This window comes from Desulfofundulus sp. JL263-se (genome assembly GCF_056316025.1).
Genome location: NZ_CM149993.1, coordinates 72,740 through 95,712, shown reverse-complemented (window position 1 = coordinate 95,712; position 22,973 = coordinate 72,740). Strand labels below are relative to the sequence as shown.

Here is a 22,973-nt window from a genome sequence, read left to right as displayed (position 1 = left end):
AAATTAGACGGGATTAGCAATCAAAATAATCCTGTGAACCCTGTCAGATATAAATTATTTTAGATATATTCTATAAACCGCTGCCCGTTCCTGCCAGAATTGTTTACTTTTTTAATTATTAACCATGTTAATTACTGGAACTGGGTCAATTGCCTGTGCCGGAAATCCCGCTGGTGCTTTCGTTTTTTGCCCTCCTCCAGGACGTGCAGCATGTCCAGGGCCCGGCCGGTACCGCGGGCAACGCAGGACAAGGGATCGTCCGAAACGTACACCGCCAGCCCCGTTTCCCGGCTCAGCAGCAGGTCCAGCCCGCGGAGCAGGGCCCCCCCGCCGGTTAGGACGATGCCCTTTTCCACTATGTCGGCAGCCAGCTCCGGCGGGGTGGTTTCCAGCACTTCCTTTACAGCCCCCACCACTGCAGCCAGGTTCTCCTTTATGGCCTCGTAGACCTGGGTACTGCTGATTTCCACCGCCACAGGCAGCCCCCGCACCAGGTCCCTGCCCCGGATTTCCATGCGGCTCTCCGGCTCGCCGGGAAGGTAGGCACTGCCTATTTCAATCTTTATCTCTTCAGCGGTACGCTCGCCGATGGCAAGGTTCATTTCCCGGCGCACGTACCTGATAATGGCCTCGTCAAACTTGTCCCCTCCCACCCTGAGGGAGCGGCTCTGAACTATTCCGCCCAGGGAGAGAACGGCCACGTCGGTGGTGCCGCCGCCGATATCCACCACCATGGTGCCGCTGGGCTGCGCGATGTCAAGCCCGGCCCCCAGGGCCGCGGCCAGGGGCTCTTCAATTACAAAGGCCTTCCTCGCCCCGGCCTGCAGGGCGGCCTGGCGAACGGCACGCTCTTCAACATTGGTTACCCCGGAGGGAATGCATACCATTACCCGGGGCTTGAAGAGCAGTTTTCTGCCGACGGCCTTGGTTATAAAGTACTTGAGCATTTTTTCCGTTACGTCGTAGTCGGCTATAACGCCGTCCCGCATGGGGCGGGTGGCCACGATATTGCCCGGGGTGCGGCCCAGCATGCGCCTGGCCTCTGAGCCGACGGCAATAACTTTACCGCTGTTCTTATCCATGGCAACCACGGAGGGCTCGTACAAAACGATACCTCGACCTTTTACGTAGACCAGTACATTTGCCGTACCCAGGTCCACGCCTATATCCGTGCCCATACGAAACATGACGATTTTGTCCCCCTTAAAGCCCGCTTGTCCCCGCCTTTCCGGACAAGCATAAGCTGTGCATGTCCATATCACTGCTTGCCTTTTATACAGGCCAATAGTTGGAAAAATTCTACCTTTGGGGACAAAATCCTGCAGCCGGTACTAATTTTTTACACTTTTGGCTTTATATTTGCGCCGGGTTGCCTCGCCTCCGCGCAGGTGCCGCTCGGACTTATTGTGCTCCAGGACTTTTTTCACTTTCAGCGCCAGCTCTTTGTTCAGGGACGGCAGCCTTTCGGTCATGTCCTTGTGCACCGTGCTTTTGCTTACCCCGAAAACCTCGGCCGCCTTCCTGACGGTGGCCCCGGTTTCCAGTATGTAAGCACATATTTCCAGCACCCGCTTTTGGATATACTCCTGCATTGCCCTACCTCCCCGGGCTGTATAGAAAATTACTTTAAATATATATGCAGGCAGCACCAATAAATGCTCCGCCGGGCGGCAAAAAAAGCAGCCGGGTTGTCCCCGGCATGCTCGTCAATTATCAGTATTTCTGGATATACGGGGTGGGGTCCACGGGCTCCCCGTTTCTGAGCAAGGTAAAGGTAATTTCTCCCTTGCCGCTGGCACCGGCAATTTTTGCCCGGCCCAGGAGGCCTCCGGCGTCGACACCGTCGTTCTTGCCCACCGTCACCCGGTCCAGGCCCTCATAAATACTGGCCCATCCGTCCCCGTGATCCACTTTTACGCTGTATCCCTTTTCCCGGACAAAGGATATCTCCGTTACCTTTCCGGGGAGGCAGGAGCGTACTTCGTTGTTTTCTTCCGCCTGCAGTACTATCCCGGTGTGGAACCGGTAATCCCCGTATACCGGTGAGTAGTGGAAGCCGTAGGATGATATTTTCCTGCCGCTTACCGGGAGAACCATGGTGCCCGGCTCGTCCCGGGAAACTGCGGCCTCCGGCTCACCACCGCCGCCGGCCCCGGCGCCGGCAGGCTCCTTTTCATTTACTTCCTGTACTTGCTGCCTGACGAATTTATCTTCTAATCTACCGGCTGGCGATTTTTCAGTTACAGGGGAAAAGCCGGTAATAACCTCCCGGGGCGGCTTATCCCCCGCAGCCGGGCTTGTATTGTTCCATGTATTGATAGTCGCCCAGATTATGCCCGCCAGCAGGGTAACGGCCACGGCGGCCGCGGCAAAGTAGCGCCACCGCGCCCCGAGGAGCCACCGGCGCAACCAGCGGCGGAATTTTTCTACGGCGTCCTGGTCCTTTAATCTTTCACCAAAGGGCCACACTGTAATCCCTCCTTGATACAAGGACTTTTTTACAGTGTGCCCGTTTGGGCAGGTTTTAATAATATAAATTAAAATTAGACGGGATTAACAGGATTAAAAAATATTATTTATTAATCTTGTTTTATGAATTAGACAGGATTAACAGGATAAAAAATTTTATTTAATTAATTTTAATTAATTCAATGACAAATTAAAAAAATTTATTTTATTAATGCAGTCTCACCTGCCAATCCAGTAAAAAATCATTTTAATTATTTATTAATCCTGTCCATCCTGTTAATCCTGTCAAAAAATTTTATTACTTAATACCAACAAAAAACAATAATCCTATGAATTAGACAGGATTTACAGGATTTACAGGATAAAAAATTTTATTTAATTAATTTTAATTAATTCAATGACAAATTAAAAAATTTATTTTATTAATGTAGTCTCACCTGCTAATCCAGTAAAAAATCATTTTAATTATTTATTAATCCTGTTTTATCCTGTTAATCCTGTCAAAAATTTTATTATTTAACCGGATTAACAGTTCAATTCACCCTGTAAACCCTGCAAATTAAATCCCGCCTAAAATATTTTAAAATTCTTCTACTTCTACACCCGTATAATAATGTTTCAATATTTCCCGGTAACTGTAGCCCTGTTCGGCCATTCCCCTGGCCCCGTACTGGCACATCCCCACGCCGTGCCCGTACCCCACGGTGGTAAAGATAATTTTGTCGCCCTTCATCTGGCTGCTGAAATTAGTAGAGCGCAGGCCCAGGCGCTCCCGGACCAGGGTGGCCGGTAATTCCACACCCCCCACCTCTACGGTTTTGGCCCGCCCGGTACCGGTACGGCTGGTTATCTTAACGGGGCTGCTTCCCGATGATACCGGAACGGCGGACAGATCGACCCCCAGTGCCTTTTCCACCTGGGATATGGTATAGCTTACGGTCTGGGCCGGCCGGGGATCGGCTTCGTAGGGACAGTCCACGCTCTTGAGGTAGGGCACATCGTACTTCCACACCTCTCCCGCATCTTCCGTCCTGCCCCCGCAGGCCGAGTGATACACCGGGTCTATAAGCTCGCCCCGGTAGGTTATGACTTCATTTCCGGTGGCGTCCACGGCCTGCCTTATTTTGTAGTAGTAGCGGTAATAGTTGACAATTCCCCAGCGCTCTCTCATTTCTTCCCTGGACAGCCAGGCCTGGGCGTGGCGGGGGTCGTCGCACACATCGGCGCCGGGATGGGGCCTGTTCAGCACGCCGCCGGCCCTGAGACGCTTCAGCACGTAAGTCCTGGCAGCCACGGCCTGGGCCTTTAGGGCCTCCACGGGAAATTCCGCCGGCATTTCCGCCGCCACCACCCCGGTTACGTATTCATTCAGGGCTATTTCTTCAATTTTACCGGTGTCGTGGCGGTAAAGCCGGACCTTTATCACCCCCGATTCCGGCTCCGGACCTGTAAGCCAGTTTACCAGCAGGGGCAGGCCCAGGGTAATTATTATTATGAGTACGATGGCGAAGAGTATCAGTCTTTTCACCGGCATTCTCCCCCCCGCTCGCAGGGTTGGGATGGGTCTTGTCCTATGTATATTCGGGAGTTCTAAAAATAATTCTTATCATTAATTCTTCCCCTTTCAGGATAATAAAAAACTACTTCCGAACAACTTTATGGTGATTGTTCTAAAATTTGGAAAGGAAAAGCAACCGCTGCCGTCGAAGTTTTATGCAGGCGGATTTGGGGGAAAGGAACACCAGGTGCGGTGTTTTTACGGAGGTGAATATGGTTGAAAGAAATCTGGTTGGACAGGAACAGGTGCCTTCATTGTTTGTCCTGCGCCCTGGGCTGCGCGGTGGCGCACTCGGAGAGCGGCAGTTTGCCGGACGCTATCCGGGAAGTTCCCGCGCCGAAGCCCCGGCTGTTTACGGTGCGGGATGAGGGCCGCTCCTTTATCCTGATGTGCCGCCACTGCGAAAGCGCCCCCTGCGTGGAGGCCTGCATGGCGGCGGCCATAACCCGGGATGCTGCCTCTGAAACGGTAACCATCGACAGCGGGCGCTGTGTGGGCTGCTGGATGTGCATTATGGTGTGTCCCTTCGGAGTTATCGGGCGGGACAGGGAGCGCGGCTTATCCCTGAAGTGTGACCGCTGCCCGGACCGGGACGTTCCCGCCTGCGTGGAGGCCTGTCCCACGGGGGCCCTGGTTTTGCGGGAAGGCGGGGAGCAAGACGAGGCAGTGCGGCGGCGCTATGCTGCCCGCCTGGCCTGGCCGGAAAGGGGTACAGAGGAATGAAATATGTAGTTATCGGCAACAGCGCGGCAGGGATTTTCGCCGTGGAAGCCATACGGGAGCTGGATACAGAAGGCGAAATTGTCATGCTTGCTGACGAGCCCGGGCCCGCCTATTCCCGGTGCATGACCACCCACTACATTGCGGGCAGGGTCACGGAAGACTGGATGCGCATACGTGCCGGTGACTTTTACCGGCGCCTGGCCGTTGACGCCCGCTTCGGGGTAAGGGTAAGCGCCGTAGACCCCGCCCGGGGGAAAGTCCGCTGCGAGGGGGGAGAGGAGATATCCTTCCACCGCCTGCTGGTGGCCTCCGGCGCTTCCCCGCAGCTGCCCGAAATACCCGGCATCCGGGCGGAAGGGGTTTATACCCTGAGGACCCTGGAGGACGCCAGGGCCATCAGCAGGCGGGCAGACCGGGGCGGGCAGGCGGTGGTCCTGGGGGCCGGGCCGGTGGGTCTGAAAACGGCCTGTGCCCTGCTGCAGCGCGGAATGCAGGTGTCCGTTGTGGTGGGGTCGCCGCAGGTACTCTCCCAGGTGATGGACGCGAAGGGCGCGCGCCTGGTGCAGCAGCACCTGGAAGAAAACGGGATGAAATTCTACCTGGGCTGCCGGGTGGAGGAGATACTGCAGGACAACCACGGTCAAGTCAAGGGGATAAGAATGCATGACCGCACCGAGCTGCCCTGTTCCCTGGTGGTGGCCGGCAAGGGTGTCCGGCCCAACACCGGTTTCCTGGCCGGGTCCGGCCTTGAAACAAACCGGGGACTGGTGGTGAATGAATACCTGGAAACAAGTGAGCCCGGCATATATGCCGCCGGGGATGTGGCCGAAACATACGACCTGGCCCGGGAGGACGTGCGGGTAAATGCCACCTGGCCCAACGCGGCCGCCCAGGGCCGCCTGGCCGGGCGCAACATGGCCGGGTGCCGGGAGCGCTACCCCGGCTCCCTGGGACTCAATTCCCTGGAATTTTTCGGGCTGAGCGCCATCACCGCCGGCATTTCCAGGGCGGAAGGGCCGGAATTTGAAGTACTGGAGAGCGTGGACGAAGCGGCGCGGCGCTACCGGCGGCTGGTTTTCAGGGGTGAATGCCTGGTGGGCTACGCAGCGGTAAATGACGTGGACGGCGTGGGAGTTTTAACGGCGCGGATAAAGGCCCGCGTGCCCGTGAGGGATAAAAGGGCGCTCCTGGAAGGCCGCCCGCCGGTGATGGGGAGCCTGGCTTGCGGGGCCGGTTAGCAAATTAAGGGGGCCTTTCCACAAAAGGAAGGCTCCCCTCCCCAATCCATCCAGTGCTAAAACTTTATTGCCCCTCCCAGCTTAATAATGCTATAATACAGAAAAACTGTTTGGGGTGCATTAGGCATGAAAGAACAACAAGCAGTTATTCAGCAGGTACAGAAAAGAATGCTCATTAGCATAGGGCAGCTGGCCAAAAAACTCGGAATCAGAGAGGGCGACTACGTGCGCCTGGAGATAGCCGAGGACGGTGGGAGTCTACGCATTGTTCCGGTTGAATGGCACCCGAAGGACCAGGAGTATTTCTGGAGTAAGGAGTGGCAGGAAAGGATCCAGAAGGGCCTGCAGGATCTGAAAAGCGGGCGGTTTAAGGCGCACGACAGTATAGATGAGCTGGCAGGAGAACTGGAAGATGCCGCGGGTAATCAGGACTGATAGCTTTATAGAGCAATTCCGGGAGTTGAGCAAAGAAGCTCAAAAACAGGTAACCAAAACCGTGCGTTTGCTGGGTGAAAATCCCAGACACCCTTCGCTCAAGGTGCACCGCGTCAGGGGGCACACCCTTTTGGGAGGCTTATGCCAGCAGGAGCATCCGGGTGATCTTCGAGCGGTCTGGAGATGCTATGGTTTTGCTGGCGTGTGGCTACCATGACATTCTTAAAAAGTATTGACCAGCTTATTTAAAAAAAGGGGGACGGCCTCTCTTCAGGCCGCTCCCCCCTTTTTTTACTTCAGCCCCAGGGCCGCCCGTTTGCCGGCAATGTGCTGCAGGGCCAGGCCGGCTGCCCTGTCCGGGTCTTCCTCCACTGCAAAGGTGGCGCCGATTACCTCCCTGGCGCCTTCGGTGAGCAGCTCGGTTACCTTCTTGCTGCCCAGAACCGGCGGCACCGTACCCAGGATGGTATAAATGCCGGAGGCCACGGCGTACACGCCTATGGAGACGGCCTTTTCGGACATCCACTCCGGGGCGGCAGCCACTACCGGCAGGTCGCTTATGTCCACGTCCAGGGTATTGGCGATGGCTGCAGCCACGTAAAGGATGCGGCTGATATCTACACAGGAGCCCATGTGCAGGACGGGCGGGACGCCCAGGGATTCACAGACGGCGCGCAGGCCGGGCCCGGCCTCAGCCGCGGCTTCGGGGCGGAGCAGGCCTTCCTTGGCGCAGGCAATCATGGCGCAGCCCGTTCCCACCACCAGGACATCCTCTTTAATCAGGCGGCGGGCAAAGGTCAGGTGGCTGTAGTCCTGCTTGTACTTGGGATTGTTGCAGCCCACAATGGCGGCGATGCCCTTGATGCTCCCGGTCTTGATAGTGTTGATAAGGGGATTGAGGGAACCTCCCAGGGCCTCCAGGATGGCCTCGGCGGAGAAACCGGCCATGTACTCCATGGTCTGGGAGGGGATGTTGACTTTTTCCGGCTTACGGTTGGAGAAGTTCTCCACGGCGGTGCGGACGATCTTCCTGGCCGTTTCGAAAGCATTGTGCTCATCCATTTCAATGTGCTCGGCGCCGGGGAATTTTGCTTTGGCCGAGGTGGAAATTATCTTGGTGTGGTAGCACCCGGCCACCCTGGTGAGGGCGGGCATTATGCACTGGATATCCACCACCATGGCCTCCACGGCGCCGGTAACAATGGCCAGTTCCTGCTGCAGGAAATTGCCGGCGACGGGAATGCCGTGGCGCATGAGAATTTCGTTGCCGGTGCAGCACATGCCGCAGATGTTGATGCCCTTAGCGCCCCTGGCCCTGGCCAGTTCCAGGAGTTCCGGGTCCCTGGCGGCGAAAACTATTACATCGGAAAGGGTGGGCTCGTGCCCGTGCAGAATTATATTGACGTGATCTTCGCGGAGAACGCCCAGGTTGCTCTGCCCTTTTACGGGCTTCGGGGTGCCGAAAAGGACGTCGGACAATTCGGTGGCAATGGTTGAGCCGCCCCAGCCGTCGCTCAGGGCGGTGCGCATACCCTGGAGGGCCAGGCTGACGTAGTCGTTATCCACGCCCATATGGGTGCGGTGCATGCTTTCCACTACCTCGCGGTCGATCCCCCGCGGGGTTATCCCCAGCTTGGCCCACAGGTCGCGGCGTTTTTTGGGGGCGCGCTTTATAAATTCCAGGTACCCCTTGGTGCAGCCGAATTCCTCCAGGAGAAGCCCGGTAACGTCCAGGGCAATTTCCTCCGGGCCCCTGCCGTCAACGGCAATGTCCAGTTCGGTAGCGATGGCCTTCAACTTGTCAACGTCTTTGATGGGATAGTCCCCGGCACTGCCCCTGGCGGATTCGCGGAGAGTCATGGCAATGCCGCGGCCGTGGTCCGAGTGGGCGGCCGCGCCGCTGGCAATGGCCCTCAATACGTTTCTCATTACAATGGTATCGGCGCCGGCCCCGCAAACGCCCTCCCGGGGCCCGTCTCCGAAGGGGTCGATGCGGCAGGGCCCCATGTTGCAGTTGCGGCAGCAGATGCCCAGTTTGCCGAAGCCGCACTGGGGCTCCTGGGCCGCCAGGCGGTCCCAGGCCAGTTGAACGTTATCGGAAGACGCCTTTTGTATCATGGACAGGGAGGCTTTATCGACACTTTTACCGGACAAGTTACTTTCCCCCTTTCGTATATTAGGCGGGATTAACAGGATTAAAATTTAATTTAATTATTAATGCCTCAAACAACTAACGGCCTACTGCATTACCAAAGTAAGAATTCTTAAAATTTTTTAATCCTGCAAATCCTGTTAATCCTGTCAAAAATTAAAAAATAAAGAACTAAATGACCTTTTCCGCCGCCCTCTGCCGGCGGGCGTTTTCCAGGGCCGCCGGGTCCCCGAATTGCAGGGCGCCGGTGGGGCAGGCATCAACGCAGGCCGGGGAACTCCGGTCCGGGCAGCGGTCACACTTGGCGATAACCTTGCTGCCGGGCAAGCGGGTTATGACACCAAAGGGACAGGCCATCTGGCAGACGCCGCAGCCCAGGCAGCGCTCCCGCGCATGCAGTACCGTCCCCCCTTCCCGGTGCAGGGCCCCGGAGGGACAGGCGCGCAGGCAGGGGGCATCCTCGCAGTGGCGGCAATTCAGGGGTATGCTCCTGCCGGATGCGGCACACACGAATATACGCTTGCGCGGAAGACCGGGCTCATTTATGGCAGCAAACAAGTCCTTACCGGCAGAATGTTCCACGGCACAGGCAATTTCGCAGGACTTGCACCCCAGGCACAGATCGTAGTCAACAACTACCTCTGGTAGCAACATTTTCACCCCCTTCCAGATTGTAGCTAAACCCTTCGCTCCCGGGTCTTTTTTTCCTGCCTGTTTTCAGAAAAAATAAACAATTTACTTTTGCAAAAAAAAGAGGACAGTCCCTTTAAAAATAGGGAGACTGTCCCCCTTTTTATTAACCTGCAACCTTGAGCCTGGTCAGTGCGCGGGCAAGGGCCGCCTTCGCCCTTTCCACGTCTATGTCGGGGCCCGGGTTTTTCAGGCGCTCCTCAGCCCTTTTCTTTGCCTCTTCGGCCCGGGCCTTATCTATTTCCTCAGCTCTCTCGGCGGCACTGGCCAGCACCGTAACGCGGCTGTTGCGTACCTCCACAAACCCGCCGTGCACTGCCACGCTGGTGGTTTGCCCTTCTTTCTGCAGGCGCAAAACACCTATTTTAAGGGCGCTTACCAGGGGGGCGTGATCGGGCAGGAAGCCCAGCTCCCCCTCCACGCCCGGAACCACCACGAAGCGCACGTCGTCCTTCAGCACTACACGCTCCGGTGTCACTATTTCCAAGCGCTGAGTCTTTTCAGACATAATTACTCACCGCCTTCTGCCGCCATCCGTTTGGCCTTTTCAACCGCCTCGTCAATGGTTCCCACCATGTAGAAAGCATCCTCCGGCAGGTCGTCATGCTTGCCGTCCAGAATCTCCTTGAAGCCGCGGATGGTTTCTTTCAGCGGCACATAAACCCCCGGCCGGCCGGTAAACTGCTCGGCCACGTGGAAGGGCTGGGAAAGGTAGCGCTGCAGTTTACGGGCCCGGGCCACAATGAGTTTATCCTCGTCGGATAATTCTTCCATACCGAGAATGGCAATGATGTCCTGCAGGTCCTTGTAGCGCTGGAGAACACTCTGTACGCCGCGGGCCACGGCATAGTGTTCCTCACCCACTATACCGGGGTCCAAAATCCGGGATGTGGAATCCAGCGGGTCCACAGCCGGGTAAATGCCCAGCTCGGCAATCTGGCGGGACAACACAACGGTGGCGTCCAGGTGAGCAAACGTAGTCGCCGGAGCCGGGTCGGTCAGGTCGTCGGCAGGCACATAAACAGCCTGGACTGACGTAACGGAACCTTTCTTGGTGGATGTAATCCGCTCCTGCATCTGGCCCATTTCAGTGGCCAGGGTGGGCTGGTAACCCACGGCTGAGGGCATCCGGCCCAGCAGGGCGGAAACCTCGGAACCGGCCTGGGTAAAGCGGAAAATGTTGTCGATAAACAGCAGGGTGTCGGCACCCTCTTCATCACGGAAGTATTCAGCCAGGCACAGGCCTGTCAGCGCCACGCGGAGACGGCACCCGGGCGGCTCGTTCATCTGGCCGAACACCATGGTGGTCTTGTCAAGAACGCCGGCCTCGGTCATTTCCAGGTAAAGGTCGTTACCCTCACGGGTACGCTCGCCAACCCCGGCAAACACCGAAATACCGCCGTGCTGCTTGGCAATGTTGTTAATAAGTTCCATAACGATAACGGTCTTGCCCACTCCGGCACCGCCGAACATGCCGATTTTACCGCCTTTGAGGAACGGCACCAGCAGGTCGATAACCTTAAGGCCGGTTTCCAGCTGTTCTGCCCGGGTGGACTGCTCCACCAGGGGCGGAGCCGGGCGGTGAATGGGATAATACGCATCACTTACGATGGGGCCTTTACCGTCAATGGGATTCCCCAGCACGTCCATTACGCGCCCCAGGGAAGGCCTGCCCACCGGCACGCTGATGGGCTTGCCGGTATCGTAAGCTTCCATGCCCCGCACCAAACCGTCGGTGGTGGACATGGCAACGCAGCGCACAATGTTATTGCCCAGGTGCTGGGCAACTTCCAGGGTCAGATCAATCTTCCTGCCGAACACGTCTTCCTTTTCGCTTTCAATTTTAACGGCGTTATATATGTCAGGTACCTGGCCCGGCGGGAAACGAATGTCAACAACCACGCCAATGACCTGTACTACATGACCAACTGCACCCTTAGCCATTAGCTACTCCGTACCTCCTTCGCCTTTTGTTCAACTGGCCAACCGAACGGAAGCCCCCGCCGCGGGTATTATTCCAGGGCGGCGGCGCCGCCAACGATTTCGGAGATTTCCTTGGTAATGGCAGCCTGACGGGCACGGTTCATGGAAAGTGTAAGCTTGTCGATCATTTCGTCGGCGTTCTTGGTGGCATTGTCCATGGCCGTCATCCGGGCGCTGTGCTCGCCGGCCTTGTTCTCCAGAAGGCACTGGAAGACGGAATTCTCAACATACATGGGAATTATCTGCTCCAGTATGGATTCCACATCGGGCTCGAAGATGTATTCCACCTTGGGCCCCTTGGCACCTTCCATTTCTTCCGGAGGTTCCACCGGCAAAAGCTTGGCTACCACGGGCTTTTGCACCAGAACGTTTACAAATTCACTGTATACCATGTAAACCGCATCGTATTCCTCGGCCACATACTTCTCCGAGAGATACCGGGCCAGCTCCCGGGCCAGCCCCAGATCGGCAGTTTCGCCGATGCCGATATACTCCCGGGCAATTTTATACCCGCGGCGCCGGAAATAGTTGCGCGCCTTGCGGCCGACACAAATCAGCTCAATATCCACGTTCTCATGCTTTCTTATTTCCTTATCGGCCCTGCGGAGAATATTGCTGTTGAAAGCTCCGCAGAGGCCGCGATCCGCCGTAAATACCACGTAGGCTACCTTTTTGGGCTCACGTACCGCGAGCAGAGGATGCTGCACCCCCACGGATGCAGACCCGACTCTCCCCAAAACGTCGCGCACCCGCCGTGCGAAGGGCCTGGCAGCCAGCACATCCTCCTGGGCGCGCCGCAGCTTGGCAGCGGATACGGCCTGCATGGCCTTGGTAACCTGCCTGGTTTTTTGAATACTTTTTATGCGGCGCCGGAGATCGCGCAAACTAGGCATCTATTTGTTCACCACCTCGCCATGATATGAACCGGGTGCTTACGGGTTACTTGTCAAAGGTTTGCTTAAACTCCTTGCAAGCTTCCTTCAGCTTTTTGGAAAGCTCTTCGGAAATTTCCTTCTTCTCAGCCAATTCATTAATCAACTCGGGCTTCTGGGCATGCAGGAACTTCAGCCAGCCTTCTTCAAAGGCAGCTACCTTTTCCACCGGTATATCATCCAGGAAGCCGTTGACGCCGGCAAACAAGGAAGCAACCTGGTCCTCAACGGCCATGGGGACATACTGGTTTTGCTTCAACAATTCCATCAAGCGCTCACCGCGGATCAGGCGTGCCTGGGTGGCTTTGTCCAGGTCGGAGCCGAACTGGGCAAAGGCAGCCAGCTCGCGGTACTGGGCCATATCCAGGCGCAAGGTACCGGCCACCTGCTTCATGGCCTTAACCTGGGCGGCGCCACCAACCCGGGACACCGAAAGACCTACGTTGATGGCCGGGCGCTGGCCGGCATAGAACAGGTCGGGCTCCAGGTAAATCTGGCCGTCGGTAATGGAGATAACGTTGGTGGGAATATAGGCCGAAACGTCACCGGCCTGGGTTTCGATAATGGGCAAAGCGGTCATGGAACCGGCACCCCGCTCATCACTTAACTTACATGCACGCTCCAAAAGGCGGGAGTGCAGGTTAAAGATGTCACCCGGATAAGCCTCACGCCCGGGAGGACGTCTTAAGAGCAGGGATAATTCACGGTAAGCGTTAGCTTGCTTGGACAGGTCGTCGTAAATGATTAGCACGTGCTTGCCGTTCTCCATGAACTCCTCACCCATGGCAGCACCGGCAAAGGGGGCGATATACTGCATGGGCGCCGGGTCGGAGGCGGTAGCGGATACCACGATGCTGTATTCCATGGCGCCGTGGTCCCTCAGGGTCTGCACGACGTTTGCCACCGTGGACTGCTTCTGACCCACGGCAACGTAAATGCAGATAACGTCCCCGCCCTTTTGGTTCAATATGGCGTCCACAGCAATGGCGGTCTTACCGGTCTGGCGGTCGCCAAGGATCAGCTCCCGCTGCCCGCGGCCGATGGGAATCATGGAGTCAATGGCCTTTATACCGGTTTGCAGCGGCTCATGAACCGGCTTTCTCTCGATAACACCGGGAGCGATACGCTCCACAGGGCGCATCTTGTCGGTTTCAATGGGACCTTGACCGTCCAAAGGCTGTCCCAGGGCGTTTACAACACGGCCCAGCAGGGCGTCCCCCACGGGCACGGAGATAATCCGCCCGGTACGCTTGACGATATCGCCCTCTTTGATGTGGGTGTAGGGACCCATCAAAACGCAGCCGATGTTGTCCTCTTCCAGGTTCAGGGCCATTCCCAGGGTGCCGCCGGGGAATTCCAGCAGTTCTGAGGCCATACAATCTTCCAGGCCGTATACCCGGGCAATACCGTCACCAACCTGGATAACGGTACCGACGTCGGACACTTCTATCTGAGACTGGTATTTTTCAATTTGCTGTTTGATTATTGAACCAATCTCTTCAGGTCGCAAATTCATCCACCAGTTCACCCCTATCCTTAACTAATTTGCAGGAGGTGTTCTTTCATTGATTCCAAGCGAGTTTTGATACTGCCGTCGATAACTTTATCACCGATCCGGACCACTACTCCTCCAATGAGAGAGGGGTCTACGGAATAATTGACTCTTACTTCCTTACCTGTCATTTTACCCAGCGCCTTAACCAGGCGCTTGCGCTCATCCTTGCCCAGCTCAATAGCCGAAGTAACCTCTACGTCGGCGATGTTCCTGGCCTTGTTGGCATAATCCACAAAGACCTCCACTATATCGGCCAGATATGTTTCCCGCTGGCGGTCAATCACCAGGTACAGGAAATTCATGGCCACAGGGGAGATTCTGTCCTCCAGCAGGGCCTTGAGAACATCCTTCTTTTCTGCGGCGGTAATGCGCGGGTGGAAAAGCACTTTTTTCAGGCCGGGCTCCTCCTCCAGAAGGTTCACCACGGCCCGCAGTTCCTCCTCCAGCTTATCCACCATATTTTTCTCCACCGCAATCTCGTAAAGGGCCTCGGCATACCGTCCCGCCACGGCCCCCTTTAACATGGCAGATCCCCTGCCTCCTTAATGAAATCGTTCACCAGGTCACGGTGAATATCGGCTGTAATTCTCTCATCAATAATTTTGCTGGCAACCAGTACGGACAATGATGCCACTTGCTCGCGCAACTGGGAAACTGCCTTCTCCTTCTCCCTTTCAATATCTTGCATAGCGGATTCTTTGATCCGGTTGGCCTCTTCCTTGGCCGCCTCTATAATGGCACGGGCCTCTTCTTCCGCAGCTTTAGTGGCCTTTTGGATAATTTCGTTTGCCTCTTCCTTGGCCTTTTGCATATCAGCCAGGTACTGCTGCCGCAATGCTTCGGCCTGTTTTCTTTCTTCCTCGGCCTTTGCTATGTTGCTGGCAATGAACTCCTGCCGCTGTTCCAGCACTTTAACAATGGGCGGATAAACCACGATGCGAAGAAAAATCAAAAGGACAATGAAGTGAAAAATCTGCGCCACCAGGGTTGCGTTCAGGCCCAACGCCTCGATAACACTGCTCACTACTTCCCCTCCTTCCCTTTTCCATGGGCCACTGCGGACATAAAGGAAGGCGATAGCGGATTTGGGGCAAGCCTGTCCCAAATCCGCTACACAACCTTTTTACTGCATCACTGACCACTTAACGTCTTGCTTAAAAATATTAACCTATTTTACCCATAAGGATAAATGCGATAACAACACCGATAATAGGCAGAGCTTCGATCAAACCTACGGAAATGAACATTGTGGTCAGCAGGCTACCCCTGAGTTCGGGCTGACGGGCAATGGACTCCACAGTCTTACCGGTAACGAGACCGTCACCGATACCGGCACCCAGTGCTCCCAAACCAACGGCCAAAGCGGTACCGAGAGCTGCAGCTGCTCCTACCTCCATACTTTTCCCCTCCTTTCTGCCCTAAAATTTTAATCCATAATATGGTGGCTATCTCCAATTAAAGGGAGAGATAGGCTACTTAATCAGTTAACCAACATTAATGCTCATGCTCTTCCACAGCCTGGGAAATGTAGGCGATGGTAAGCATGGTAAAGATAAAGGCCTGGATGAAGCCTACGAAAATACTAAATGCCAGCCAGATAATTGACGCTATAAAACCACCCAAGATATCGGCTGTCAGGGGTATCAATCCCAACAGCACGGCGATTAATACCTCGCCGGCGTAAATGTTTCCGTAAAGACGGAAGGCCAGGGTAATGGGCTTGGCCAGTTCTTCCACAATGACCAGCGGCAGGAAGAACGGGAACGGCTCAATGAAGTGTTTGAAGAACTTGCCGCCCTTATACCTGATGCCCAGGATCTGGACCAGTACAAAGACCATTATGGCCATGCCCAGGGTGGTATTAACATCTGCCGTGGGCGACATCATGGTGGGAACCAAGCCCCATAAGTTGCAGAACAAGAGGTAAATAAAAAGACTGAAAATCAGGATCATTAACCCGGCGCCCTTTTTGGGGTCCAGGTTCTCGTTGACCAATCCCCTTAAAAACTGGAATAGTTCCTCGACAATCAACTGCAGTTTGCCCGGCCGGTCCACCTTCATATTTCTGGTGGCGGCAACGGTAAATATAATTACCAGCGCCATGACCACCCAGGTCATAACTATTGTTTTGACGTTAACCGGACCGAATCCGAAGAGATTAACCGGTTCGTGGGGAAAACCCCAGACGTTCAGCGCCTCGTGAACCCGGTCCAGCATGCTTTGACTGGCGTGACTGCCTGCTTCCGCCGACACTCTCTCCTCACCCCTTTCTTGATAAAAATTTATTATATCTTATCAACGGCATCACGTGCGGCAAAATGCCGGTACAGCGTGACGGCCGCATCGATCACGGTGAGGCAGGGCACCAGCAGAAGTCCTGCTCCCACACCGTAGATGCTTAAAAAATCCACCCGGCTGGCAAAGAAAACTACGGCCACCACAAGCCCCATGCGCGTGGTAAAATTCTGCCGCAGGGAAGCCTTTGCCTGATCCTTGCCCATCTCCGCCAGCCCGAGCAGCCTGTTGCGCAGGAAATAGGCATTCAATATACTGGTCAACCCGCCCGCTATCAGACCCCAGATGAAGGGATCGGCCGCGTCTTTTACCAGTCCCAGGCCCGCCGCCGCCAGTACAAAAAGAGTGAGCCTGGCGCTCCGGGAAAACTGCTTGTTAATGTCGTTAATGGGCACCGGCTTATGCACCGGCTCACTCCCCTTCTTTCCAGAACTTTTCCAGAGTTCTGATTATTCCCCAGGTGCCCGCGGCCACACCTGCCAGAATACCGGCCACCATCAACCAGGGCCCGGTACCCAGGTTTTCGTCCAGAAGCTTACCCCCGTAGTACCCGAGGGTTACCATAATGGCCAGTTCCGCGCCGATGGTGCTGGTCAGCGCAACGGCTTTTAATATCCCGCCCGTTTTTTTAGGTTGTTGTTCTCCCATATTTATGTATTAACCACTCTCTTCACGAAAATCTCAGGCAATTGTTACCACCGGCACTTTCTTGTATACAATACTGTCGCCTGGCTTACATCAACGCCTAAAATTATGGTTCTACAAAAATAGCTTTATTCCTCCACTGCCGTGTTATTTTTTTCTGAAGCCCGGCTTGCCGTAATTTACGTTAATGTTTGTGACACCAAACACAAGCCAATTTATTCATTCGTCACTACTTTTTAAAAATCCTGCTGCAAATTTGTTTTTATTAAAAAAGGTTGAGGCTTTTGTTTGCTGAGGCCCCGGCGGTACTTGATATACTCCAGAATTCGCCCGCTGGCTCTTCCGTCCCCGTAAGGATTGACCGCCCCGGCCATCTTTTGGTAATATTTTCTATCCCGCAAAAGGCGCAGCGTCTCACCCGCTATCTTTTCCCGGCAGGCGCCCACCAGCTTCACCGTGCCGGCCTCCACCGCCTCGGGGCGCTCAGTGGTATCCCGCAGTACCAGCACGGGCTTGCCGAGGGACGGGGCCTCTTCCTGCAATCCGCCGGAATCGGTAAGCACCAGGCAGCACTTTTGCATCAAATTTACAAAGGGGCGGTAGTCCAGGGGCTCGATAAGGTGAACCCTTTCAAGGCCGCCCAATATCTCTTCCACCGGCCTGCGCACGGCGGGATTTTTATGTACCGGAAAGACGACTTCCACTTCCGGGCTTTTTTCCACCACTTCTTTAAGAGCCAGGTATATTTCCCGCATCCGCCTGCCGAGGTTTTCCCTGCGGTGGGTTGTAACCAGAAGTATTTTTCTGTGCTCAAAGTCCAGTTTGCCCAGCACCGGGTGGTCAAATTTGTAGCCCGGCTCCACAGTGGCCAGCAGGGCGTCAATGACGGTATTGCCCGTCACGAATATATCTTCCGCGGGGACATTTTCCCTTAAAAGGTTTTGCCTGGCCCTTTCCGTGGGGGCAAAATGAAGGTCGGCCAGCACTCCCGTAAGGTGCCGGTTCATTTCTTCAGGAAAGGGCGAGTATTTGTTGCCGGTGCGCAGGCCGGCCTCCACGTGGCCCACGGGTATTTGCAGGTAAAAGGCGGCCAGGGCCGCCACGAAGGTGGTGGTGGTATCCCCGTGTACCAGCACCAGGTGGGGCTTTTCCTTTTCGTATACCCCCTGCAGCCCCTTTAAGGCCCGCCCGGTGATTTGGAAAAGATTTTGCCCCGGCTGCATGATATTCAGGTCATAGTGGGGGGAAATAACAAAAAGCCGCAACACCTGATCCAGCATTTCCCGGTGCTGGGCGGTTACGGCAACTTTGCAGTCTATATCTTTATCCCTTTCCAGCGCCTTAACCACGGGGGCCATTTTAATGGCCTCCGGGCGGGTGCCGAATACAACCATAACCTTTAGCACGCTACCAGTCCTTTTTTATGTTAAATAACCTTTTTCCCTTAGTTTCTTAATGTGGTTCTCCAGTTCCTGGTCTATATCCACGCCGAAGGTTTCTTCCAGCACAAACATCATGGAAACGGCGGTCTGGGCCACGTCCAGCAATTCCCCGGCAATGCGGCGCAGCACTTCGTGCTCTTCCAGCTTGCGCTCTTCCCCGCTCATGCCCCTCAGCTTACCGATGGCCTGGGCCAGCTCGCCGGCCTCTTCCATCAGTTTGAGGGCGGTGGATTCCATGGTAGGGGAAAGGTTGTTCAGCCGGGGAAGGGCTATTATTTTCTTTTGCACGGGACGTACACATCCTTATACCGTTCCAGCTTTATCCCTGCTTCATGCAAAATGTCCGTCGCCAGGTCGTCCGGGTAGTCGCCGGCGAAGACGACCCGCTTCGCCTTTGCGTTGGCCAGCATTTTTGCACAGAGAACACACGGCTGGTGGGTTAGATAGAAGGTGGCCCCGGCTATGGGTATACCGAAAGTGGCCGCCTGGATGATGGCGTTCTGCTCGGCGTGCAGGCCGCGGCACAGTTCGTGCCGCTCCCCCGAAGGTATCCCCATTTTTTCCCGCAGGCAGCCGGCGTCCAGGCAGTGGGCCAGCCCGCTGGGGGGGCCGTTGTAACCGGTGGCCAGTATGCGGTTGTCACGCACCACCACGGCCCCTACCTTGCGCCGGAGACAGGTGGACCGGGTGGCCACCAGCCGGCATATTTCCATGAAGTATTCGTCCCACGAAGGGCGGCTTTCCATGGCGCGTCGCTCCTACAAGAAATGATTAGTAGACAGGGAAACGTTCACAGAGTTCACGGGCCATGCGGCGGGCTTTTTCCCGCTTGCCGGAATCAGTGAGGGCCATGTCGATAATTTCAGCTATTATTTCCATTTCATTTTCCCTCAGGCCGCGGGTGGTAACGGCAGGGGTTCCTATTCTGATGCCGCTGGCCACGGAAGGCGGCTGGGGGTCGAAGGGTATGGCGTTTTTGTTTACGGTCACGCCCACTTCATCCAGAATATTCTCGGCCTCATGCCCGGTAACCCCCTTGGGCCGCAGGTCTACAAGAATCATGTGGTTGTCGGTACCGCCGGATACCAGCTTGAACCCGCGCTTTGAGAGGGCGCCGGCCAGGGCCCGGGCGTTCTTCACTATTTGCCGCTGGTATTCCTTGAACTCCGGCCGGAGGGCCTCGCCGAAGGCCACCGCCTTGGCCGCAATGACGTGCATCAGCGGCCCTCCCTGAATGCCGGGGAATATGGCCTTGTCCAGGGCCCGCCCGTATTTTTCCCTGGCCAAAATCATGCCGCCCCTGGGGCCCCGCAGGGTTTTGTGGGTGGTGGTGGTTACCACGTCGGCATAGGGAACGGGGCTCATGTGCTCACCGGCGGCAACCAGCCCCGCTATGTGGGCCATATCCACCATTAAAAGAGCCCCTACTTCATCGGCTATGTCCCGAAAGGCGGCAAAGTCTATGGCCCTGGGGTAGGCGCTGGCCCCGGCCACAATCATGTCCGGCCGGCTCTCCCGGGCTATTTCCCTTACCCGGTCATAGTCAATGCGCCCGGTGTGCTCGTCCACCCCGTAAAAGGCCACGTTGAAGTATTTTCCGGAAATGTTGGCTTTGCTGCCGTGGGTTAAATGTCCCCCGTGGGCCAGATTCATGCCCAAAATGGTATCTCCCGGCTTTAACAGGGCGTAATAAACTGCCATGTTGGCCTGGGAGCCGGAGTGAGGCTGCACGTTTACATACTCGGCGCCGAAAATCTTTTTGGCTCTTTCTATGGCCAGGCTTTCAGCAATATCAACATACCCGCACCCGCCGTAATACCGCCTGCCGGGATATCCTTCCGCATATTTATTGGTAAGTACCGAACCCTGGGCCTCTAAAACGGCCTTGCTGACAATATTTTCCGAAGCGATGAGTTCCAGTGTATTGCGCTGCCGTTCCAGTTCCAATTCAACGGCCCGGGCAATATCCGGGTCAACTTTAGCAAGAGGGCTGGAAAAAAAATTCATTGCGCAAAAATCCTCCCTGCCAAGCTGCTGTCAGCGACAACAGTATTTCTTCTCTATGTCATGTATCTTTTCAACCCGGCGGGCATGACGCCCCCCGGAAAACTCGGCATTCAAAAAAGACGCTAAAATATCCCGGGCCAATCCCGGGCCGATTACCCGCTCACCCATGGTAATAATGTTGGCGTTGTTGTGTTCCCGGGCCATGCGGGCGGAATAGGTATCGTGGCACAGGGCCGCCCGGATGCCGGCAACTTTATTGGCGGCAATGGACACCCCGATGCCGGTGCCGCAGCACAGCACCCCCAGGTCAAATTCCCCTTTGGCCACAGCCTCGGCCGCCGGCTTTGCTGTATCCGGGTAATCCACTGGTTCATCTGAATAGGTGCCGAAATCTTTATATTCAATGCCTGTTTCTTCGAGATATTTTAAAATTTCCTTTTTGAGTTTGAATCCTCCGTGATCGGATGCCACCGCTAGCCGCAATACAAAATCTCCTCTCCTGAAATTTTGTAACGGGTACCTCTTCAAAATTTCTACATAAAATCCCTTTTTCCTTTAAATTTGACAAAAATTAATGCCTGAGCTTGTCTCCGGCTTGCCCGGACAAAAACCGCTCCAGGGCTCGTTTTACCAATTTCTGAATTGCCGAGGCGCACTGCCGGTATATTTCTTCGGGGGCACCGAAGGGGTCGGGAATGTCGTCCCCGGACCCGGCATATTCCGCCAGGGTAAATATTTTGTCCTCGCACTCGGGAGCCATGGCGCGCACCTGCTCACGGTGGGCGGCGGTCATGGTGAGGACCAGGTCCGCACCGCGAACGTCCTCGGGGGTAAGTAAGCTGGCGGCATGACCTTTCAGGTCAATGCCCATGTCGCTTAGAACTTTAACGGCGTTTTCCGCAGCCGGCGCGCCCGGGAAGGCCATAGTTCCCGCCGATGCTATTTCGATTTCCAGGTTCCCCATATCCGTGTTTTTCAGCATGTTTTTGGCCAGCGCCTCGGCCATGCTGCTGCGGCAGGTATTTCCGGTGCAGACGAAGAGAATTTTTTTCTTGCCCACTTTAACCACCCTGCTTTGAAAAATAGCCCACCTTTAGGGCCGGTGCTCCCCGCTTCGCTCAAGTGCTCCACTGGGAGCACCGGCCTTAACTCCTGTTAAAAAAACAGCTTTACCCCAATCCCCACGAGAAGGGCGCCGCCGATGCCCACGGCCCTTTCTCCTATGCGGCTGCCGATGTACCGGCCCAGAATAAGGCCGGTTCCGGTCATAATTCCCGCAACAATGCCGAAAATCCCCACCGTGAAAGGGAGGTCCACATTTTGGGTGCCCAGGCTGAAGCCCACGCTCAGGGCATCCATGCTCACGCTGGCAGCCAGCAGCAGCATTCCGCCGGTGCTGACCAGGGCGTCACGGTGTTCAATTTTCTCGCCGCCCTTCCACGCCGAATATAACATTTTAGCCCCGAGGTAGATAAGCACCAGGGCCCCGGCAATACCGGCAGCTTTACCCAGCAGCGAGCCCGCCAGTTCTCCCGCGAGCCAGCCTGCCAGGGGCATTATCACGTGAAACACCAAAACAGTCAGGCTTATTATAATAATTTGCCTCACAGTCACCCCGGTCATTCCCAATCCCAAACACATGGAGAAGGCGTCCGTGCCCAGGGCGACAGCCATGATTAACAATGTTACGGCAGTCACAGTGCTCCTCCAATACCAGAAATCCGAATTATTCCTAAAATATACTTCCGCAAACCTTCTGTTATCACACCACAATTATTTTTTCCGCCGCCCTGCGCAGGCGGTTCATGACGGCCAGGCCCAGTTCTTCTTCGCCGGTTCCCTCGGCCAGGATGACGTCCACCCCCGAATTATCGAGGTTGCGGAGGGCACCGTACAGGTTGGAGGCCAGACTCCGGGGACTGCGGCGGCTTCCCAACACTAATACTTCCACCCCCCGGAAGAAACCGGCCGCCTCACGGGTGCATAATATGCCCACCCGCGCTCCCTTTTCGGCGTACTCCCGGGCCAGCTTTGCAAGGGCCCCGGCCACTTCCCCTTCATCTCCCTCAACCAGCACCAGGGGCGTCCGCGGGGCATAATGGCGGTACTTCATGCCCGGGGAACGGGGCCTTTCATCTTCCCTTACTGTACGGCACGCGGCAGCGGGGTCCAATTCCACGGCCCCGGTAACGGCCTTTATTTGTTCCGGGGTAATACCCCCGGGGCGCAGGATAAGGGGAACCTCCCCCGTAACGTCCAGCACCGTGGATTCCACCCCCAGCCCTGCCGGCCCGCCGTCCAGCACGGCATCTATCCGCCCGTCCAGGTCGGCCAGTACGTGCCCGGCGGTGGTGGGGCTGGGGCGCCCGGAAATATTTGCACTGGGGGCCGCCACCGGGACTCCCGCCGCCCCGATAAGGGCCAGGGCCACGGGGTGGCCGGGGACCCGGACCGCCACCGTACTGAGGCCCGCGGTTACTTCTTTGGGAACGACCCCCCGGCCGGGAAGTACCAGGGTAAGGGGGCCCGGCCAGAATTTTTCCATGAGTGCCGCGGCCACCGGCGAAATGCTCACGGCCACCGAACCGACCTGGTCAGGGCGGGCCAGGTGTACTATCAAGGGATTGTCCGCCGGCCGGCCCTTGGCGGCAAAAATCTTACTCACCGCCCGGCTGTTCAGGGCGCTGGCTCCCAGCCCGTATACCGTCTCGGTGGGGAAGGCCACCAGCCCTCCCCGGCGCAAAATAAGGCCGGCCCGACTGATTATTTCCGGGTCCGGCCTGTTTGCATTTACTTTCCAGTACTTAGTAGCGCGGGCCTTAGCTTCCACGTGATTCCACTCCTGATTC

At 56.0% G+C, this 22,973-nt stretch carries 28 protein-coding genes; 4 read left to right on the top strand and 24 right to left on the bottom strand.

The annotated features are described in order from the left end of the window. Window positions 1-131 precede the first annotated feature (131 nt). The 4 genes from mreB to spoIID form a co-directional block, all read right to left on the bottom strand. Window positions 132-1,187: a rod shape-determining protein MreB gene (gene mreB / locus ACX4JR_RS00545; protein ID WP_476059110.1), complete on the bottom strand. Its 1,056-nt coding sequence runs from the start codon at window positions 1,185-1,187 to the stop codon at window positions 132-134. Window positions 1,188-1,331: 144 nt separating this feature from the next. After that, the gene (gene spoIIID, locus ACX4JR_RS00540) at window positions 1,332-1,592 is read right to left on the bottom strand and encodes a sporulation transcriptional regulator SpoIIID (RefSeq protein WP_476059109.1); all 261 of its coding nucleotides are present in this window, start codon (window positions 1,590-1,592) and stop codon (window positions 1,332-1,334) included. Window positions 1,593-1,713: 121 nt separating this feature from the next. After that, on the bottom strand, window positions 1,714-2,469 hold the full coding sequence (locus ACX4JR_RS00535) for a peptidoglycan DD-metalloendopeptidase family protein (protein WP_476059108.1): 756 nt from the start codon (window positions 2,467-2,469) through the stop codon (window positions 1,714-1,716). A 580-nt stretch (window positions 2,470-3,049) separates the two neighbouring features. Further along, window positions 3,050-3,997, bottom strand: coding sequence for a stage II sporulation protein D (gene spoIID / locus ACX4JR_RS00530; RefSeq protein WP_476059107.1), 948 nt, complete (start codon window positions 3,995-3,997; stop codon window positions 3,050-3,052). 246 nt (window positions 3,998-4,243) lie between these two features. Here spoIID and ACX4JR_RS00525 point away from each other — a divergent pair, with 246 nt between their 5' ends. The 4 genes from ACX4JR_RS00525 to ACX4JR_RS00510 all read left to right on the top strand — a co-directional run bounded on the left by ACX4JR_RS00525 (window position 4,244) and on the right by ACX4JR_RS00510 (window position 6,640). Beyond that, a complete protein-coding gene (locus tag ACX4JR_RS00525) occupies window positions 4,244-4,750 on the top strand; it encodes a 4Fe-4S dicluster domain-containing protein (RefSeq protein WP_476059106.1) in 507 nt (168 codons plus the stop codon). Next, entirely contained in the window at window positions 4,747-5,988 is a 1,242-nt protein-coding gene (locus ACX4JR_RS00520; protein ID WP_476059105.1) for an NAD(P)/FAD-dependent oxidoreductase, read from the top strand. Before ACX4JR_RS00525 ends, ACX4JR_RS00520 begins: the two co-directional genes overlap by 4 nt. Window positions 5,989-6,114: 126 nt before the next feature. Beyond that, window positions 6,115-6,423 (top strand): AbrB/MazE/SpoVT family DNA-binding domain-containing protein, encoded by a 309-nt coding sequence (locus tag ACX4JR_RS00515; RefSeq protein ID WP_476059104.1) that lies wholly within the window; start codon window positions 6,115-6,117, stop codon window positions 6,421-6,423. Beyond that, window positions 6,401-6,640 (top strand): hypothetical protein, encoded by a 240-nt coding sequence (locus tag ACX4JR_RS00510; RefSeq protein WP_476059103.1) that lies wholly within the window; start codon window positions 6,401-6,403, stop codon window positions 6,638-6,640. Before ACX4JR_RS00515 ends, ACX4JR_RS00510 begins: the two co-directional genes overlap by 23 nt. A gap of 74 nt (window positions 6,641-6,714) precedes the next feature. Here the strand turns inward: ACX4JR_RS00510 and cooS are convergent, their stop codons facing one another. From cooS to ACX4JR_RS00410, 20 genes are all read right to left on the bottom strand, one after another. Then, window positions 6,715-8,577, bottom strand: coding sequence for an anaerobic carbon-monoxide dehydrogenase catalytic subunit (gene cooS, locus ACX4JR_RS00505; protein WP_476059102.1), 1,863 nt, complete (start codon window positions 8,575-8,577; stop codon window positions 6,715-6,717). 169 nt (window positions 8,578-8,746) lie between these two features. Beyond that, complete coding sequence (locus ACX4JR_RS00500) at window positions 8,747-9,229, bottom strand: 4Fe-4S dicluster domain-containing protein (protein WP_476059101.1); 483 nt, start codon at window positions 9,227-9,229, stop codon at window positions 8,747-8,749. Between the two features lie 142 nt (window positions 9,230-9,371). Further along, window positions 9,372-9,773 (bottom strand): F0F1 ATP synthase subunit epsilon, encoded by a 402-nt coding sequence (locus tag ACX4JR_RS00495; RefSeq protein ID WP_476059100.1) that lies wholly within the window; start codon window positions 9,771-9,773, stop codon window positions 9,372-9,374. Window positions 9,774-9,775: 2 nt separating this feature from the next. Beyond that, window positions 9,776-11,209, bottom strand: a complete 1,434-nt coding sequence (atpD, locus tag ACX4JR_RS00490; RefSeq protein WP_476059099.1) for a F0F1 ATP synthase subunit beta — start codon at window positions 11,207-11,209, stop codon at window positions 9,776-9,778. A 68-nt stretch (window positions 11,210-11,277) separates the two neighbouring features. Then, on the bottom strand, window positions 11,278-12,141 hold the full coding sequence (gene atpG, locus ACX4JR_RS00485; RefSeq protein WP_476059098.1) for an ATP synthase F1 subunit gamma: 864 nt from the start codon (window positions 12,139-12,141) through the stop codon (window positions 11,278-11,280). A 46-nt stretch (window positions 12,142-12,187) separates the two neighbouring features. After that, window positions 12,188-13,696: a F0F1 ATP synthase subunit alpha gene (gene atpA, locus ACX4JR_RS00480; RefSeq protein ID WP_476059097.1), complete on the bottom strand. Its 1,509-nt coding sequence runs from the start codon at window positions 13,694-13,696 to the stop codon at window positions 12,188-12,190. Window positions 13,697-13,716: 20 nt separating this feature from the next. Next, window positions 13,717-14,259, bottom strand: coding sequence for a F0F1 ATP synthase subunit delta (locus ACX4JR_RS00475; RefSeq protein ID WP_476059096.1), 543 nt, complete (start codon window positions 14,257-14,259; stop codon window positions 13,717-13,719). Then, complete coding sequence (gene atpF, locus ACX4JR_RS00470; RefSeq protein WP_476060598.1) at window positions 14,253-14,747, bottom strand: F0F1 ATP synthase subunit B; 495 nt, start codon at window positions 14,745-14,747, stop codon at window positions 14,253-14,255. The genes ACX4JR_RS00475 and atpF overlap by 7 nt, the downstream gene beginning before the upstream one ends. A gap of 151 nt (window positions 14,748-14,898) precedes the next feature. Beyond that, entirely contained in the window at window positions 14,899-15,132 is a 234-nt protein-coding gene (atpE, locus tag ACX4JR_RS00465; protein ID WP_476059095.1) for a F0F1 ATP synthase subunit C, read from the bottom strand. 97 nt (window positions 15,133-15,229) lie between these two features. Continuing rightward, window positions 15,230-15,988: a F0F1 ATP synthase subunit A gene (gene atpB, locus ACX4JR_RS00460; RefSeq protein ID WP_476059094.1), complete on the bottom strand. Its 759-nt coding sequence runs from the start codon at window positions 15,986-15,988 to the stop codon at window positions 15,230-15,232. Between the two features lie 32 nt (window positions 15,989-16,020). Continuing rightward, window positions 16,021-16,437, bottom strand: a complete 417-nt coding sequence (locus ACX4JR_RS00455; RefSeq protein WP_476059093.1) for an ATP synthase subunit I — start codon at window positions 16,435-16,437, stop codon at window positions 16,021-16,023. Between the two features lie 4 nt (window positions 16,438-16,441). Continuing rightward, window positions 16,442-16,678 (bottom strand): AtpZ/AtpI family protein, encoded by a 237-nt coding sequence (locus ACX4JR_RS00450; RefSeq protein ID WP_476059092.1) that lies wholly within the window; start codon window positions 16,676-16,678, stop codon window positions 16,442-16,444. 233 nt (window positions 16,679-16,911) lie between these two features. Continuing rightward, the gene (gene wecB / locus ACX4JR_RS00445; RefSeq protein WP_476059091.1) at window positions 16,912-18,081 is read right to left on the bottom strand and encodes a non-hydrolyzing UDP-N-acetylglucosamine 2-epimerase; all 1,170 of its coding nucleotides are present in this window, start codon (window positions 18,079-18,081) and stop codon (window positions 16,912-16,914) included. Between the two features lie 15 nt (window positions 18,082-18,096). Then, complete coding sequence (locus ACX4JR_RS00440) at window positions 18,097-18,405, bottom strand: MazG-like family protein (RefSeq protein ID WP_476059090.1); 309 nt, start codon at window positions 18,403-18,405, stop codon at window positions 18,097-18,099. After that, a complete protein-coding gene (locus tag ACX4JR_RS00435) occupies window positions 18,390-18,863 on the bottom strand; it encodes a deoxycytidylate deaminase (RefSeq protein ID WP_476059089.1) in 474 nt (157 codons plus the stop codon). The genes ACX4JR_RS00440 and ACX4JR_RS00435 overlap by 16 nt, the downstream gene beginning before the upstream one ends. Window positions 18,864-18,888: 25 nt before the next feature. Continuing rightward, window positions 18,889-20,124, bottom strand: a complete 1,236-nt coding sequence (gene glyA / locus ACX4JR_RS00430; RefSeq protein WP_476059088.1) for a serine hydroxymethyltransferase — start codon at window positions 20,122-20,124, stop codon at window positions 18,889-18,891. Between the two features lie 30 nt (window positions 20,125-20,154). Next, entirely contained in the window at window positions 20,155-20,607 is a 453-nt protein-coding gene (gene rpiB, locus ACX4JR_RS00425; protein WP_476059087.1) for a ribose 5-phosphate isomerase B, read from the bottom strand. Between the two features lie 88 nt (window positions 20,608-20,695). Further along, window positions 20,696-21,184, bottom strand: coding sequence for a low molecular weight protein arginine phosphatase (locus ACX4JR_RS00420; protein WP_476059086.1), 489 nt, complete (start codon window positions 21,182-21,184; stop codon window positions 20,696-20,698). A gap of 95 nt (window positions 21,185-21,279) precedes the next feature. Beyond that, a complete protein-coding gene (locus ACX4JR_RS00415; RefSeq protein WP_476059085.1) occupies window positions 21,280-21,822 on the bottom strand; it encodes a manganese efflux pump MntP in 543 nt (180 codons plus the stop codon). Window positions 21,823-21,886: 64 nt separating this feature from the next. Beyond that, window positions 21,887-22,954, bottom strand: a complete 1,068-nt coding sequence (locus tag ACX4JR_RS00410; RefSeq protein WP_476059084.1) for an L-threonylcarbamoyladenylate synthase — start codon at window positions 22,952-22,954, stop codon at window positions 21,887-21,889. Between the last annotated feature and the right edge of the window lie 19 nt (window positions 22,955-22,973).

Coding starts and splice junctions, on each gene's coding strand:
- mreB (WP_476059110.1), bottom strand. CDS start 1,187: ATGTTTCGTATGGGCACGGATATAGGCGTGGACCTGGGTACGGCAAAT.
- spoIIID (WP_476059109.1), bottom strand. CDS start 1,592: ATGCAGGAGTATATCCAAAAGCGGGTGCTGGAAATATGTGCTTACATA.
- ACX4JR_RS00520 (WP_476059105.1), top strand. CDS start 4,747: ATGAAATATGTAGTTATCGGCAACAGCGCGGCAGGGATTTTCGCCGTG.
- ACX4JR_RS00515 (WP_476059104.1), top strand. CDS start 6,115: ATGAAAGAACAACAAGCAGTTATTCAGCAGGTACAGAAAAGAATGCTC.
- ACX4JR_RS00510 (WP_476059103.1), top strand. CDS start 6,401: ATGCCGCGGGTAATCAGGACTGATAGCTTTATAGAGCAATTCCGGGAG.
- ACX4JR_RS00500 (WP_476059101.1), bottom strand. CDS start 9,229: ATGTTGCTACCAGAGGTAGTTGTTGACTACGATCTGTGCCTGGGGTGC.
- ACX4JR_RS00495 (WP_476059100.1), bottom strand. CDS start 9,773: ATGTCTGAAAAGACTCAGCGCTTGGAAATAGTGACACCGGAGCGTGTA.
- atpD (WP_476059099.1), bottom strand. CDS start 11,209: ATGGCTAAGGGTGCAGTTGGTCATGTAGTACAGGTCATTGGCGTGGTT.
- atpG (WP_476059098.1), bottom strand. CDS start 12,141: ATGCCTAGTTTGCGCGATCTCCGGCGCCGCATAAAAAGTATTCAAAAA.
- atpA (WP_476059097.1), bottom strand. CDS start 13,696: ATGAATTTGCGACCTGAAGAGATTGGTTCAATAATCAAACAGCAAATT.
- ACX4JR_RS00475 (WP_476059096.1), bottom strand. CDS start 14,259: ATGTTAAAGGGGGCCGTGGCGGGACGGTATGCCGAGGCCCTTTACGAG.
- atpE (WP_476059095.1), bottom strand. CDS start 15,132: ATGGAGGTAGGAGCAGCTGCAGCTCTCGGTACCGCTTTGGCCGTTGGT.
- ACX4JR_RS00450 (WP_476059092.1), bottom strand. CDS start 16,678: ATGGGAGAACAACAACCTAAAAAAACGGGCGGGATATTAAAAGCCGTT.
- ACX4JR_RS00435 (WP_476059089.1), bottom strand. CDS start 18,863: ATGGAAAGCCGCCCTTCGTGGGACGAATACTTCATGGAAATATGCCGG.
- glyA (WP_476059088.1), bottom strand. CDS start 20,124: ATGAATTTTTTTTCCAGCCCTCTTGCTAAAGTTGACCCGGATATTGCC.